13 protein-coding genes and 1 pseudogene are annotated in these 14,552 nt (G+C 50.4%); all 14 read left to right on the forward strand.

The window, feature by feature from the left end; translation table 11 throughout:
- Positions 1-533: 533 nt before the first annotated feature.
- Positions 534-815, forward strand: a pseudogene (locus HU749_RS09395) (polysaccharide biosynthesis protein); the annotation flags it as partial.
- A gap of 519 nt (positions 816-1,334) precedes the next feature.
- Positions 1,335-1,856 carry a transcription/translation regulatory transformer protein RfaH gene (gene rfaH / locus HU749_RS09400; RefSeq protein WP_079305386.1) on the forward strand — a complete coding sequence of 174 codons (522 nt, stop codon included), beginning with the start codon at positions 1,335-1,337 and terminating at the stop codon, positions 1,854-1,856.
- A 629-nt stretch (positions 1,857-2,485) separates the two neighbouring features.
- On the forward strand, positions 2,486-3,607 hold the full coding sequence (wecB, locus tag HU749_RS09405; RefSeq protein WP_186649727.1) for a non-hydrolyzing UDP-N-acetylglucosamine 2-epimerase: 1,122 nt from the start codon (positions 2,486-2,488) through the stop codon (positions 3,605-3,607).
- A gap of 96 nt (positions 3,608-3,703) precedes the next feature.
- A complete protein-coding gene (gene wecC, locus HU749_RS09410) occupies positions 3,704-4,975 on the forward strand; it encodes a UDP-N-acetyl-D-mannosamine dehydrogenase (RefSeq protein WP_079305328.1) in 1,272 nt (423 codons plus the stop codon).
- A gap of 82 nt (positions 4,976-5,057) precedes the next feature.
- The gene (pseB, locus tag HU749_RS09415; protein ID WP_079305330.1) at positions 5,058-6,056 is read left to right on the forward strand and encodes a UDP-N-acetylglucosamine 4,6-dehydratase (inverting); all 999 of its coding nucleotides are present in this window, start codon (positions 5,058-5,060) and stop codon (positions 6,054-6,056) included.
- A gap of 3 nt (positions 6,057-6,059) precedes the next feature.
- On the forward strand, positions 6,060-7,220 hold the full coding sequence (gene pseC / locus HU749_RS09420; RefSeq protein ID WP_079305332.1) for a UDP-4-amino-4,6-dideoxy-N-acetyl-beta-L-altrosamine transaminase: 1,161 nt from the start codon (positions 6,060-6,062) through the stop codon (positions 7,218-7,220).
- Positions 7,217-7,924: a pseudaminic acid cytidylyltransferase gene (gene pseF, locus HU749_RS09425; protein ID WP_079305334.1), complete on the forward strand. Its 708-nt coding sequence runs from the start codon at positions 7,217-7,219 to the stop codon at positions 7,922-7,924. Before pseC ends, pseF begins: the two co-directional genes overlap by 4 nt.
- Positions 7,921-9,033, forward strand: a complete 1,113-nt coding sequence (pseG, locus tag HU749_RS09430; RefSeq protein ID WP_079305336.1) for a UDP-2,4-diacetamido-2,4,6-trideoxy-beta-L-altropyranose hydrolase — start codon at positions 7,921-7,923, stop codon at positions 9,031-9,033. The genes pseF and pseG overlap by 4 nt, the downstream gene beginning before the upstream one ends.
- A gap of 1 nt (position 9,034) precedes the next feature.
- The gene (gene pseH, locus HU749_RS09435; protein WP_225919146.1) at positions 9,035-9,556 is read left to right on the forward strand and encodes a UDP-4-amino-4,6-dideoxy-N-acetyl-beta-L-altrosamine N-acetyltransferase; all 522 of its coding nucleotides are present in this window, start codon (positions 9,035-9,037) and stop codon (positions 9,554-9,556) included.
- A gap of 11 nt (positions 9,557-9,567) precedes the next feature.
- Positions 9,568-10,629, forward strand: coding sequence for a pseudaminic acid synthase (gene pseI / locus HU749_RS09440; RefSeq protein WP_079305340.1), 1,062 nt, complete (start codon positions 9,568-9,570; stop codon positions 10,627-10,629).
- 31 nt (positions 10,630-10,660) lie between these two features.
- The gene (locus HU749_RS09445) at positions 10,661-11,578 is read left to right on the forward strand and encodes a polysialyltransferase family glycosyltransferase (protein ID WP_139381158.1); all 918 of its coding nucleotides are present in this window, start codon (positions 10,661-10,663) and stop codon (positions 11,576-11,578) included.
- A gap of 175 nt (positions 11,579-11,753) precedes the next feature.
- Positions 11,754-12,818, forward strand: coding sequence for an O-antigen ligase family protein (locus HU749_RS09450; RefSeq protein WP_139381159.1), 1,065 nt, complete (start codon positions 11,754-11,756; stop codon positions 12,816-12,818).
- Complete coding sequence (locus tag HU749_RS09455; RefSeq protein ID WP_079305346.1) at positions 12,818-13,315, forward strand: acyltransferase; 498 nt, start codon at positions 12,818-12,820, stop codon at positions 13,313-13,315. The genes HU749_RS09450 and HU749_RS09455 overlap by 1 nt, the downstream gene beginning before the upstream one ends.
- A complete protein-coding gene (locus HU749_RS09460) occupies positions 13,299-14,522 on the forward strand; it encodes an MATE family efflux transporter (protein WP_079305348.1) in 1,224 nt (407 codons plus the stop codon). Before HU749_RS09455 ends, HU749_RS09460 begins: the two co-directional genes overlap by 17 nt.
- Positions 14,523-14,552 lie beyond the last annotated feature (30 nt).

Consider the following 14,552-nt stretch of genomic DNA (forward strand, 5'->3'; position numbering starts at 1 on the left):
AAATTCGGCTGACATCTCCTGATGACCTTCGCGGTCGTTGCAATCAACCTGTTTTGGCCGCTGTATGTGTCGTTTTATTGAATATGGATGGCGCGCTACCTTTAGCGTTACTTTACGTGTCGCTGGTGCTTCTTGATTAAGTTTCATGCTGGCAAAACTGAAGGTTTAATCTGGAATAGGGCTCACCTTCGGGACGAGGCTGTCGAATCTTTCTTGCATGAATTTCAATGCCAGAAATGGATTTCAGTTTTGGTAGCTGACCAAGGTGCGTAAAGGGTCATGGATAAAATAAGATCGGTTTTGTTGGAGCTAACGAGGCATCACAAATGCGCAATCCAGGTAGTGACGGATGAGGTTCTGGTCTGGGTGGCCCTATGGCTGGCGTTCGTCGTTCGGCTGGGGGGAGGAGTTGTTCGCTCCGGTCGCGACGCATTTTTGGCTTTTCGCCTCTGCCCTCCTGGTTGCAAATCCAATTTTCATCCGCTTTGGCATGTATCGCGCCGTCATGTGTTACTTCAGTAACGACGCGCTTCATTTCAATCAAGTTCACGGGGTTTCGTCCAGGCGAGAAGCTTTACGAGGAGTTGCTGATTGGTGACAACGTCGTCGCGACCCCGCATCCGATGATCATGAGTGCCAACGAAGATCGTCTGCCGTGGGATGTGCTCAAGGCCAGCCTGCCTGATCTGCTCGCTGCTTTTGAGCGTGATGATTATGCCAGCGTTCGTCAGTTGCTTAGAAACGTGGTTAGTGGGTATGCCCCGGACGACGAGATTGTCGACTGGATCTACCAGCAGCGCCGCCTTGAGCCTTGATTGTTACATATGCTGTAACGTACGCATTTTGAGAGTGCTCCATCCTTGTCTAGGTAGGGTCGCGGGGGGAGCAAAAACTCTGTATCTGTTGGTTCCGGGAGTAAACCTGCAGTGCGGGCAAAGCCTAGGTCGGATGGCGTATTGTCTGTCGTCTACAGTCAAGGCGCTATCTAGCCTGGAGCTATCATTCCCAGTGGTACCAACGATGTTAGACTGTGTGGGGATTGGAGGACTTTGGGTCTCGAATGCTTTGGGTATTGACGGCTTCGCGACCAAAACGGAGCGCAGCGGTTCGTGTATATGTAGAAAGCGTTTTCCACAAAGGGTAAAAATGAACCTAAACAGGTTGCCACAGGGCACCTGGCGACAGACGGATATGGCTTCGGCAGCCAGAGTCCCCTCTTCATCCTAACCAGTTGGCTAGGCTAAACGAATCCTGCACCCAGCTTAATCAAGTTAGCTGCACAGAGGAGTAAACTGTCGGTGTGCAAGTATTGCGCCGATTTGGTTGTTACCCATATGAATGTAAGCGTTACGAATCCCATAAGCATTGCAGATACGGCCCCGGCCTGGTACCTCGTGCACTGCAAGCCCCGCCAGGATGAGCGTGCAGAGGAGAATCTGCTACGCCAGGGTTACACCTGCTATCGGCCGCAGCACAGCTACGAGCGAGTAGTGCGGAGCCGTCGGCTAATGGTCGCTGAATCGCTGTTTCCTGGATATCTATTCATCCAACTGGCTGTCGATGCTAATTGGGCACCCCTGCGCTCGACTCGCGGGGTCTGCCGCGTAGTGAGTTTCGGTGGCATTCCGCTGCGGCTCGATAACAGTCTGATCATGCATTTGCAGCAACGCACGGCAAAAGCGATTAAACCGGCATTTTCGGCAGGGGATAGCGTACGCATTACCCAGGGCGGCTTTGCCGAGTTGGACGCCGTCTTCGTATCAATGGATGGCGAGCAACGCGTAATACTGCTGCTCAATATGCTCAACCGTCAGCAAAAAATCAGTATGCCGCTGGTGAGTATAATCAAGAATTGAATCAGCCTCGGCAGAGGCAGAGGCAGAGGCAGAGGCAGAGGCAGAGGCAGAGGCAGAGGCAGAGGTGGAGGTCGAGGTCAAAGTAACACCCCGGCTGTGCCTGTAAAATTTTAGAGCCTGCGCCGTTCTCAGGAAACCAACGGTAAATCCTGGGGCGGTAGCGTGTCTGATGCAGATCAAACCTTCAACCTCGTATGTACATGTAGGGGCTGCCTTCGGTGTCCTGGCGCGATTTTTTGTTTTACAGGTTTGGTTTTGCGAGAGTTATCCGCAATCACCCCAAAGGGGGGCTATAGGGAGTGCACATGTCTACATCTGTCAGGAGGGCCCTCAGGGCGGAACGCTGTGCGTGTCTAAAGCTCTTGTCCTACAGCTGCTGGTAGCCGGACCGATGAGGAACCAGGGCAAGTCCTTATCGCAATTGATGGGCGAAGCGTATGACGGACCATCCTGGAGCGACGAGATCAACTGCGCCGTTATTGAGGTCGGTCTAACTTAGCGCTAGCTACTGGGCACTTGAGAAGATCGGACAAATCGCGACTTAAAAGTGTTTGACAATTTCTTGGTTGTGGGTGTGATTTTTTAGCTTTAAATGGCCGTCGTATATTCTGGCCAAGGAACTTATCTAGATGAAAACTCTTTGTGTATTTGGTACCCGCCCCGAGGCAATCAAAATGGCACCTTTGGCTTTGGCTTTGGCTGCTGACGAGCGCTTCGAGGCGAAGGTATGCGTGACTGGCCAGCACCGAGAAATGCTTGATCAAGTTTTGGGGTTGTTTGCAATTGAGCCTGATTTCGACCTGAATATCATGAAGCCTGGACAGGATCTGACAGATGTAACGACTTCTATTCTTCAGGGCATGAAAACTGTTTTCGCTGAGTTCAAGCCAGACATCGTGTTGGTTCATGGCGATACGGCCACAACGTTTGCCGCCAGTCTGGCGGCTTATTACCAGCAAATCCCGGTCGCACACGTAGAAGCGGGCTTGCGGACAGGAAATATTTATTCCCCCTGGCCAGAAGAGGCCAATCGCAAACTGACCGGTGCTTTAGCCAACCTTCATTTCGCGCCCACTGAAACCTCTCGTGCCAACCTGCTGCGAGAAGGCATTACCCCCGAGAAGATCATTGTCACGGGTAACACTGTGATCGATGCACTATTGGATGTTATCAAGCGCCTCGACAATGATGAAGAGCTGAACATCATAGCCTCCGCACCTTCGGCATTTCTGGATCCTGCTCGCAAACTAATCCTGGTTACCGGGCATCGCCGTGAAAGTTTCGGTGACGGCTTTGAGCGTATTTGCCAGGCACTGATGGAAGTTGCCCAACAACATCCTGATGTCGATATCGTTTACCCGGTTCACCTCAATCCCAACGTGCGTGAACCAGTCAATCGTCTGCTCAGTGGTATCAGCAACATTCATCTGATCGAACCGTTGGACTACCTGCCCTTCGCCTCCCTGATGAGCCGCGCACACATTATCTTGACCGACTCGGGTGGCATCCAGGAGGAAGCGCCTTCGTTGGGTAAGCCGGTGTTGGTCATGCGCGATACCACTGAGCGTCCCGAAGCCGTAGATGCAGGTACCGTTAGACTAGTGGGTACGGACACCCGCAATATAGTTAGCGAACTGGATCGGCTGCTAACTGATCAAGACGCATACCGCGCCATGAGTTACGCCCATAATCCCTACGGCGATGGCCACGCCTGCGGTCGAATCATTGACGCCTTGTGCAAGATATTCTGAGCTTGCATCGAGCACTGGTGGCTGGAGGAGCGAGCCTGCTCGCAATAACTGGCCCTAGTGCAAACATATTTAATTAAGAATAATCAAGGAAGCACTATGCTCTTCCAAACCATTTCCGTCATAGGCCTCGGCTATATCGGTCTACCTACTGCTGCAGTATTTGCATCCCGCAAGAAGAAAGTTATTGGTGTTGATGTCAATCAGCAGGCGGTGGATACCATCAACCGTGCGGGAATTCATATTGTCGAACCCGATCTAGATATGGTCGTGCATGCTGCGGTCACCGAAGGTTATCTGCGTGCGACGACACAGGCAGAGCCAGCGGATGCGTTTTTAATTGCGGTACCAACCCCGTTCAAGGGCGATCACGAACCGGATCTCTCATATATAGAATCAGCGAGTAAGGCTATTGCGCCAGTCCTAAAGAAAGGTGACCTGGTGATTCTAGAATCTACCTCCCCGGTGGGCGCGACTGAACAAATGGCGGCCTGGTTGGCTGCGGCCCGCCCCGATCTGAGCTTCCCGCAAACTCATGGGGAAGACTCTGACATTCGCGTAGCGCACTGCCCCGAGCGGGTTTTACCAGGCCATGTCTTGCGGGAGCTTGTGCAGAATGATCGAGTGATTGGCGGCATGACAGCCAAATGCTCCGAGGCAGCGGTAAAACTTTATAAGATTTTCGTAGAAGGCGAGTGCGTCATTACTAATGCACGCACCGCAGAAATGTGCAAGCTGACCGAAAACAGCTTCCGCGACGTGAATATCGCCTTCGCCAATGAATTATCGATCATCTGCGACAAGCTGGATATCAACGTCTGGGAATTAATCCGTCTGGCTAATCGTCATCCGCGAGTGAGCATCTTGCAGCCAGGTCCAGGGGTAGGCGGGCACTGCATTGCGGTGGATCCTTGGTTTATCGTTAGTAGTACTCCAGAAGAAGCAAAGCTGATCCGTGCTGCGCGCGAGGTTAACGACAGCAAGCCGCATTGGGTTGAGGATAAAGTGAAATTGGCCGTAGCTGAATTCTTACAGCAGAATCCAGAGAGGACCGCTTTGGATGTGACTATCGCCTGTTTTGGCCTGGCTTTTAAGCCTGATATCGATGATCTGCGTGAAAGCCCCGCCTTAGCAATTTCCCAGAAGATTGCCGCAGCCCACCCCGGTTGCGTGTTGGTGGTTGAACCAAATATTGACGCGCTGCCGATTAAGCTAGCGGGAAAAAAACTGGTTCTGAAAAATATTGATCAAGCACTTGCCGAGTCTGATGTGTTGGTGTTGTTGGTTGATCACAAGGTCTTTAAAACTATTCCAGTGGCCGCACTTCAGGGCCATAAGATCATTGACACCCGGGGTGTTTGGATCTCTTGATTGGCGATTTGTTCGTGGGTGTCGAGATTTAAATCTACCCAATAGAACTATTTCAAAGTTTAACTTAAACGGGATTGATCAAATGTTCACTAACCAAACTATTCTCGTCACTGGCGGAACTGGCTCCTTCGGCAACACCTTCGTGCCGATGACCTTGGCCAAGTACAATCCGAAGAAAATTATCATTTTCTCCCGTGATGAGATGAAGCAGTGGGACATGGCGAAGAAGTTCGAGGGTGACCCCCGCGTGCGTTTTTTCATCGGCGATGTGCGTGACAAGGACCGTCTGTACCGTGCCCTGGATGGTGTCGACTACGTCGTGCATGCTGCCGCAACCAAGATTGTTCCGACCGCCGAGTACAACCCGTTCGAGTGCGTCAAGACCAACATCAATGGCGCCATGAATTTGATCGATGCCTGTATCGACAAAGGCGTCAAGCGCGTGGTTGCGCTGTCCACGGACAAGGCCAGCAGCCCGATCAATCTGTACGGCGCGACCAAGTTGGCTTCGGACAAGCTATTCGTCTCTGGCAACTCCTATGCCGGTGGGCATGACACCCGTTTCGCCGTCGTCCGTTATGGCAATGTAATGGGCTCGCGTGGTTCGGTGATTCCGTTCTTCATGTCAATCAAGGACAAGGGCGTGCTGCCTATCACCGATGACCGCATGACCCGCTTCATGATTTCCCTTGAAGAAGGCGTCGAACTGGTTTGGCACGCTTTCGAAGACATGGAGGGCGGCGAGATCTATGTGAAGAAGATCCCGTCCATGAAGGTGACGGATTTGGCTCGTGTGGTCGCGCCCGAAGCCAAGCAGGAAATCATCGGCATTCGTCCTGGCGAAAAACTGCATGAGCAGATGATCAGCGCAGAAGACTCGTACTATACCTATGACTACCCCGAGCATTACAAGATCCTGCCGGTCATCAACAATTGGTCGACGTGCGCCAAGCGGATCAAGGATGGCACGAAAGTCCCCGAAGGCTTTGTCTACTCCAGCGACAACAACGCCGAGTGGATGAGCGACGAGGAACTGCAGGCCTGGATCGATACGAACCGCGAAAAGATCGGGAGCATCTGATCAATGATCCCCTACGGTCGCCAAGACATCACCCAGGCCGATATCGATGCGGTTCTGGAAGTACTGAAATCCGACTTCCTGACTCAGGGCCCCATGGTGCCGCGTTTCGAGCAAAGTGTGGCACAGCATGTTGGCGCCAGCCACGCGTTGGCCGTGAACAGCGCCACCTCGGCGCTGCATATCGCCTGTCTGGCGCTTGGGCTTGGTCCCGGTGACCGCTTGTGGACCACCCCGATCACTTTCGTCGCCTCTGCCAACTGTGGCCTGTACTGCGGAGCGGAGGTCGACTTCGTCGATATCGACCCGCACACCTATAACCTCTGCCCGCAAGCCCTTGAGCGCAAACTGGAGCGTGCCGAGCATGAAGGCAAGTTGCCCAAGGTCGTGGTGCCCGTGCATCTGTGCGGGCAACCCTGCGATATGCAAGCCATCCATACGCTGGCCCGGCGCTATGGTTTCAAGGTGATAGAGGATGCCTCTCATGCCATCGGCGGTAGGTACCGCGGCGAATTTATTGGTAACTGCTGCTACAGCGACATCACTGTGTTCAGCTTCCACCCAGTGAAAATAATCACCACCGCCGAAGGTGGCATGGCGCTGACCAATGATACCGAGCTGGCCAGCAAGATGGCCTTGCTGCGCAGTCACGGCATCACCCGCGATCCGGCGCTGATGACCCACGGAGCCGACGGCCCCTGGTACTACCAGCAGGTCGACCTCGGTTTCAATTACCGCATGACTGAGTTGCAGGCTGCCTTGGGTGTCAGCCAGATGACACGTTTGGATCAGTACGTGGCGCGTCGTCACCAATTGGCTCGCCGTTACGACGAGTTGCTGGCTGAGTTACCGCTCACCACGCCCTGGCAGCATCCGGACAGCTACTCGGGGCTGCACCTGTATGTCATCCGCCTGCAATTGGACAAGCTTCAGAAGAGTCATCGTCAAGTATTCGACTCCCTGCGGGAGCTGGGTATTGGGGTCAACCTGCACTACATCCCGGTGCATACCCAGCCGTACTACAAATGTATGGGATTCAAGGTCGGCGACTTCCCCTTGGCAGAAAGCTATTACAGCGAAGCTATTAGCCTGCCGATGTTCCAGACCATGAGCGAAGAGCAACAGGACACCGTCATTGCCGCTCTGCGTGAGGTGCTCAACGAATGAGACTGGCAGTCATCCCTGCACGAGGTGGCAGCAAACGCATCCCGCGCAAGAACATCAAACCGTTCTGTGGCAAACCGATGATCGTCTGGTCCATCGAGGCGGCGCTTCGAAGTGGATGCTTCGATAAGGTCATCGTCTCCACCGACGATACGGAGATTGCCGACGTCGCTCGCCAGTATGGCGCCAGTGTACCGTTCATGCGCCCGGCCGAACTGTCCGACGATTACACCGGCACCCTTCCGGTGATTCGGCATGGCATCGAGTGGTTCAACGCCCAGGGGCAGGCGATTGAACAAGTCTGTTGCCTGTATGCCACCGCGCCTTTTGTCCGAGTTGAGGACATTCAGCGAGGGTTGCAGATCCTCGAAGAGACGTGTGGCGACTATGCCTTTTCGGTGACCAGCTACGCCTTCCCGATCCAGCGGGCCATTCGCCTCACCGAGCAGGGCCGAGTCGAGATGTTCAGTCCCGAACATTTCAATACCCGCTCCCAGGATCTGGAAGAGGCCTTCCATGATGCAGGTCAGTTCTACTGGGGCCGCGCCAGCGCCTGGCTACAAGGCAAAATGATCTTCAATCCCGGCTCGGCGCCTGTCCTTTTGCCACGCCATCGTGTGCAGGATATCGATACGCCGGAAGACTGGGTGCGAGCTGAGTGGCTGTTCAAAGCGATGCAGGCGCAACAGGATACAGATCAGTTATGAAGGTTGTCTTCCGCACCGATGCCTCGCAACAGATCGGTACCGGCCATGTCATGCGCTGTCTGACCCTGGCCGATGCCCTCAATGCCCGGGGGGCAGAATGTCGGTTCATCTGTCGCGAGCACCCCGGCAACCTGATCGAGTTCATTCGTAGCAAGGGCTATCCAGTCCATGGCTTGCCTCTCAGTGAACCGCAAGGAGCGAGCGTGCTCGTGACCTATGAAGCTGGCAGCGGACCGGAATTGCCCCACACTGCTTGGCTCGGGACCACCCAGGAGCAGGATGTCGCCGAGTGTGCCGTCATCCTTGGCGAGCTGGATACCGATTGGCTAGTCGTCGATCACTACGCCCTCGATGCCCGTTGGGAAGTTGCACTCAAACGGCAATACCACAAGCTGATGGTGATCGATGACCTGGCTGATCGTTCCCATCAAGGTGATCTGCTGCTGGACCAGACCTTCGGTCGCCATCCGGCAGACTATGCTCCGTGGGTGCCTGCTACATGCACGCTACTCTGCGGCTCACAATACGCCTTGCTACGCCCCGAGTTTGCCGCACTGCGAGCCTACAGTCTGGCTCGTCGGGGAAATGCGCAGCTCAGGCATCTGCTCATTACCATGGGCGGCGTCGACAAGGACAACGCGACCGGGCGGGTACTGTGTGCCCTCCAGTCCAGCGAACTGCCTGCCAATTGCCGCATCACTGTGGTGATGGGCGCAACCGCGCCCTGGCTTACTGAGGTTCGTCAGCAGGCTGAGCAGATGCCATGGCCTGTTGACGTCCGAGTAAACGTCGGCGATATGGCACAGTTGATGGCCGATAGCGACCTGGCGATTGGCGCGGCCGGCTCGACGTCCTGGGAACGCTGCTGTCTGGGACTGCCGACCGTGCTGGTAGTTCTTGCCGACAATCAACAACAGGTCGCACGAGGTCTCGAACAAGCGGGGGCGGTCAATGTTCTGCAGGGACCGCAAATGATCACGGAGCATCTCCCTCAGGCACTGGCTTCGCTGGTTTCATCCTCAGACTTTCGGGCTGATATGAGCTTGGCTGCGCAGCGCATTGCAGACGGCGATGGGGTGGCTACTGTAATCCAACACCTGGAGTTTTGATGTGACCGCAACAGTATCGGCTCAACAACGAGTACGCCCGATGACATACGAGGATCTTGAGCGTGTGCTTGCTTGGCGTAACCACGAAGAAGTGCGCCGCTATATGTACACTCAACACGAGATCAGCCTCATCGAGCACTCGCGCTGGTTCGAGCGGGCATCCCAAGATGCCAGCCGCCACCTGCTGGTATTTGAAAGTAATGCTGTGCCTCTAGGCTTCATAAACCTCCATCAGATTGCGCCCGGTGGCGTGGTGGACTGGGGCTTCTATGTTGCTCCTGACGCGCCGAGGGGAACAGGCCGCCTACTGGGGCATGCAGTTTTGCAACATGCCTTCACCCATATAGCCTTGCACAAGCTCTGTGGCCAGGCGCTGTGCTTCAATACGCGGTCCATCAAGTTTCATCAGAGACTTGGCTTCCAGCAGGAAGGAATTCTGCGTGAGCAACACTTTGACGGCCAGAGCTATCACGATGTTGTGTGCTTTGGCCTTCTTGCCTCTGAATGGCAATCGAACCTCTGAGAGATAACCGTATGTCGACTATCCCAAGTATCAGCATTGCCGGTCGACGCATCGCTCTCGATGCGCCGCCTTATATAATCGCCGAACTTTCCGCGAACCATAATGGCAAGCTGGCGACAGCACTGAAAATAATCGAAGAAGCTAAAAAGGCGGGTGCCGACGCCATCAAGCTTCAGACCTACACTGCCGACACCATTACCTTGGATTGCGATTCGGAAGAGTTCCAGATCCACGGTGGATTGTGGGACGGCAAGAGTCTCTATCAGCTTTACCAAGAGGCCCATATGCCTTGGGAATGGCATGCCCCACTGTTCGAGCATGCGCGTAAATTAGGTATCACCATCTTCAGTTCGCCGTTCGACAACACCGCTGTCGACCTGCTGGAAAGCCTCTGCGCCCCAGCCTACAAGATCGCCTCCTTCGAGGCCGTCGATCTGGCGCTGATCAAATATGTCGCCAGCACCGGCAAACCGATGATCATCTCTACCGGTATGGCTGATGCGGAAGAGATTCAGGAAGCGATAGCGGCTGCGCGCGACGGGGGATGCAAGGAGTTGGCTATATTGCATTGTGTAAGTGGCTATCCTGCCCCAGCAGAAGACTACAACTTACGCACTATTCCCGACATGATCCAGCGTTTCGGCTTGGTTACGGGATTGTCTGATCATACGCTCGATAATACTACCGCTATTACAAGTGTTGCTCTGGGGGCCTCGGTGATTGAAAAGCACTTTACCCTAGACCGCAACGGTGGAGGGGCAGATGACAGCTTCTCTCTAGAGCCCGCCGACCTCACTGCGCTTTGTCGTGATAGTAAAACCGCCTGGGCAGCTCTCGGTAGGGTTGATTATGGTCGTAAGTCTAGCGAGCAAACTAATGCAAAGTTTCGACGATCTCTTTATTTTGTGAAAGATCTGAAGGCTGGCGATGTGATTACTGAAAGTGCAGTGCGAAGTGTGCGGCCGGGGTATGGTGCAGCACCGAAATATTTAGACTATGTGCTTGGTAGGACAGTAATGTCCGATGTTTCTGCTAATAGCCCCGTTATTTTGGAAGGGTTGAGAGATGCATGAGTGGCATCTTATAATTTTTGAGTTTAAGTAAATGAAGAGCAAGGTATTGATTGTAGTAGAGACGCCGTTTCAGCTCTTATGTGCTTATGAGTATTCGCGTAAGAATCCAGCCGCTATTTCTTTATACGTAAGAAATAGCGGAGTGGGCAGTAATGATCAGCAAATGAGCGCAATGGTCAGGGACCTGAAGCTTCAAGTCAAAAAAGAGTTCTTGGTTAGGCCCGGTAATAAGATAGATTATTTTTTGTCAGTCTTAGGCTTCTTGTTCAGCGGCTTTCATCGTTACGACAAGGTTGTTTTAGGTAGTTTTTTTTCTGGCTTTCAGAAAATGCTTTCTTCTATTGTCCAAAAAAAGGAAGTGATTCTGTTAGACGATGGTGTGGCGACTTTATTGGCTGATAAAATAATAAGTGAGCGAGGAGGGGTGTATTCAGTATTTAGTATATTTGATTTGGATAAAAGTAATTATGTCAATTATGAGCTGAATCGGTTTGATTCAATCGCCGGTGAGTATGATTGTAGAGAAAATGAAGAATATGCAGTTTTTTTTGTAGGGCAGAAATTGGTTGATATCGGCGCCATGGATATGGTTGCTTACGTTAGAGTTTTAGAGTCTGCGGTAAGAGAATCATCTGGATCAGTTGTGCATTACATTCCGCATCGCACTGAAAGTGCAGAGTGTCTAGAGTATGTTAAGAAAGTAAAAGGTCTCCAGTTGTTGCATGCAGATGTGGCTGTGGAGTACTTCATGTTGCGAAATAAGTGGCGTCCACGGAAAATTTATTCAGTTAACTCCACGGCGCTCTTTACGCTGGCGAGTCTATTTCCTGATGCTAAGGCCATTGCCATGATTCCGACTACATTAAAGACGCAAATGTTTGTGCATCATGATCTGATAATGAAGTCTTTTGAAAGACATAAATCGATCGTGATAAATCATGTTTCATAGTTCTTTGTGGTGAAGATTGTTTCGTGTTCTACGGTGGCGTAGGTTTCTTGCGTTAACAGATACATTATCTATAGGCATTTAAATGCTTGGATTGCTCGCTTTTTTTTCGACGATAGTGTTTTTTTCTCCAGTCGTTAATCTATTGCTTCTCCCGATTGCCTTCTATAGATTGTTTATGACTAACTATGGAAGAGATTTGAGTTTTCTGAAGGCGTGGCATAAGATCGGAATATTGCTGTTGCTGTTATCAGCGTTCCTGTCAGTTGCCGTATTTGCCTTTGTGGAACCTTTGATTGGTAATTTTGAAAAGTCCATTTTGGGTGCTTTTCCTTATGTGGTTTTAATTCTGATTTCTTTGTTAGTGGGTATGGCATTTCGCAGAAAAGATTTGATGGTAGTGCTTTTTCTGATTTCTTTTGAAATAGCTATAGGTGCTGCTGAGTATATTGTTGGAGTGCATTCGTTTTTTTCGGTTGAGTTTAAAGGGCAGACTCAGATCGGTGATACTGAGTTGCTTTACTATAATCGGGTTTTTGGCTTGAGCGTGAATTCTAGTGTCTATGCTTTCAAGGTATTAGTTGGTTTTGTTATTTTGATGGCTATAAGGTCTGAGTTGTCTCGACGTGTTTTTTTGCTTTGTGCGGCGATAATCATGGTCGGGCTTCTTACGTCGTTCAATAGGACCGCCATTGTTGCTGTCGTGATTAGTCTGATGTTCTATTATGCTACTAATTGGAGGGTTATGCTTTCCGGATGTGTGGTAGGTTGTGCATTGGGCGCTTTCTACTTGTCCACTATTATTGAGAACCTTACGCGTGGCAGAGGTGAGCTGGATTTATCTGGCCGGGATTTTGTTTTCTATGAGTTTTTTACTATTCTGAAACAAAGTCCATTCTTTGGTAACGCTGCGCAAAAAGTTTGGCTGCAAATTAATGATGGTTTATATCACGCGCATAGTTCATATCTTGAGTTTTTAGTGTCAAACGGCATCTTTATCTCGCTTTTGTTTTTCTCAGGTTACTATCTTTTGGTTTTGCGCGGTCGGATGCTGGCGGCGTTACCCCTACTGATCTATTCAGTGTTTCAGTATGGCTTGCTTTGGGGGTTGGTATTTAATGATGTGGTGTTTTTTGGATTGATGTTCTATCTGTTAAGAGCGAAGTCTGAACAGCGAACTGTTAAGGTTAAACTCCGAACAGCGAGTGGCGATAAACTTTCCTCTGGGAACGAAGGTGATTGATGTTTAAGCGCGTAGCTAAGAAGGTTCTTTCCGAGGTTTTCTACCTGACTTCTGGGCGTAATTTTATTGCGTCCGCAGGTCGGCCTAAAATAAACGGTTTTTGTAAATTTGGGGCTAAGTTGATTTTGGGGGTTAACGCCAATTTTAATGGAGCGAGAACTTATGGGGCTGGTAAGATTTATATTGGGGATAACTTTCACTCAGGTGTAGGTTTGAAAATATTGACCCAGAGTCATAACTATAGTGGCGAATCTATCCCTTATGACAAAACTATTATAGTGAAGGATGTCATTATCGGTGACAATGTTTGGATTGGTATGAGTGTAATGGTTCTGCCGGGGGTGAGAATAGGGGAGGGAGCAATCATTCAAGCTGGATCTGTGGTTTCAAAGTCAATACCTGATCTAGCGATTGCGGGCGGTAATCCAGCCGAAGTTATTCGGTTTCGCGATAAGAACCATTATTTTAAGATGAAGCAAGATGAACGCTATCTATAAAAATTTAGGTTTGGTGTTTGGTTATTCGTCGGTCTTGTTGACGTCCAAAGGGCTTACCCTGTTGGTAGGTTATTTGGTGGCATTTTCTGTGGATAATGCTGAGTTTGGCTATTTTTCACTTGCTCAAGCATTTTTTGTTACTGCGGTTGCTTTGTTGGGGTTCAATTCTTCTGCAGCATATGTTCGTTTTTTTTATAGCGAAGGCGTTTCTGCGATTTATAACGCATTAAGGCGGATTTACTTTGTATTGTTTGTGCTTTCTGTTTTTTTGGGGTTGCTGTTGTATTTTGTTTTTTTAGGGCATCCATATTTTGTTTGGTTTGCGTTACTTCCTTTTTCTGGCTTTTTGGCGGCACATATTGCTAGTTTTAATGCAATATATAGATGTTCCAATAATTTACCGGCTTATGCTTTTTCTGAGTTAGGGAGACCCCTTCTAGTTTTTCTTTCATTGGTGATTTTTTTGTGGATGAAATTCGAATTTTCTGTGGTTGCGGTATATTTACTTACTCTTTGTTTTTCTTTGCTGTTGGTCGTTTTTTTCTCGGTCTTTTACCTTCGTTTTAAGTTGTTTGAAAAGTCGCAGTCATCTCTGGGTGAGAGGGAGATTGTGGTGTATTTGTTTCCACTGGTTATGGTTCAGTTGATGGCCTTGCTTAATAATGTTGGGGATAGATATATTATGAGCATTTTTGTAACGGTGGACGAGATTGGTAAGTACGGTAAGGCCTATCTTATAGGGTCGGCTGTGGGAATGCTCATTGATAGCTTTTCCTTACTGTGGGCGCCACATATTGTCAGAAGAATCGATGATTTTAAGATTGATCTTTATCCTAAGGCTTTGCTTGTTTTTGGAGGTGCGACTTTCTTATCTTTGCTTTTGTTGTTTGTGGCCGGTTTCGTTTTTTTCTATAAGATTTCATTTTTCTCTTTCGATTACCTTTTTTGGGTGATGGCGATCATTGTGCTTTCTGCGTTTATGGCTCGTGTGGGGTATCAAATATTCGTACCCGTACTGAGCGCCTATGATCTTACAGGTGTTGTCGCCAAATTATCTTTTGCAGGTGCTGTTAGTGGTATTATTGCGAACTTTGCCTTGATTCCTTTTTGGGGCGGGGTAGGGGCAGCTATAGCGACCTGGATTTCATTTTTTATTTTCTCCATTCTTTCTTTCTGGGTTGTACGAGAAAAAATTCTTCGGGTATGAGCTATTTATCAAATGGCCACTGTCCGAGTC

It is taken from the genome of Pseudomonas ogarae (assembly GCF_014268695.2).
Taxonomy (GTDB): Bacteria; Pseudomonadota; Gammaproteobacteria; order Pseudomonadales; family Pseudomonadaceae; genus Aquipseudomonas; species Aquipseudomonas kilonensis.

Excerpts from the sequence above, each read along its gene's own strand:
- rfaH (WP_079305386.1), top strand. The coding sequence starts at position 1,335 with ATGAATGTAAGCGTTACGAATCCCATAAGCATTGCAGATACGGCCCCG.
- wecB (WP_186649727.1), top strand. The coding sequence starts at position 2,486 with ATGAAAACTCTTTGTGTATTTGGTACCCGCCCCGAGGCAATCAAAATG.
- wecC (WP_079305328.1), top strand. The coding sequence starts at position 3,704 with ATGCTCTTCCAAACCATTTCCGTCATAGGCCTCGGCTATATCGGTCTA.
- pseB (WP_079305330.1), top strand. The coding sequence starts at position 5,058 with ATGTTCACTAACCAAACTATTCTCGTCACTGGCGGAACTGGCTCCTTC.
- pseC (WP_079305332.1), top strand. The coding sequence starts at position 6,060 with ATGATCCCCTACGGTCGCCAAGACATCACCCAGGCCGATATCGATGCG.
- pseF (WP_079305334.1), top strand. The coding sequence starts at position 7,217 with ATGAGACTGGCAGTCATCCCTGCACGAGGTGGCAGCAAACGCATCCCG.
- pseG (WP_079305336.1), top strand. The coding sequence starts at position 7,921 with ATGAAGGTTGTCTTCCGCACCGATGCCTCGCAACAGATCGGTACCGGC.
- pseI (WP_079305340.1), top strand. The coding sequence starts at position 9,568 with ATGTCGACTATCCCAAGTATCAGCATTGCCGGTCGACGCATCGCTCTC.
- HU749_RS09445 (WP_139381158.1), top strand. The coding sequence starts at position 10,661 with ATGAAGAGCAAGGTATTGATTGTAGTAGAGACGCCGTTTCAGCTCTTA.
- HU749_RS09450 (WP_139381159.1), top strand. The coding sequence starts at position 11,754 with ATGACTAACTATGGAAGAGATTTGAGTTTTCTGAAGGCGTGGCATAAG.
- HU749_RS09455 (WP_079305346.1), top strand. The coding sequence starts at position 12,818 with ATGTTTAAGCGCGTAGCTAAGAAGGTTCTTTCCGAGGTTTTCTACCTG.
- HU749_RS09460 (WP_079305348.1), top strand. The coding sequence starts at position 13,299 with ATGAACGCTATCTATAAAAATTTAGGTTTGGTGTTTGGTTATTCGTCG.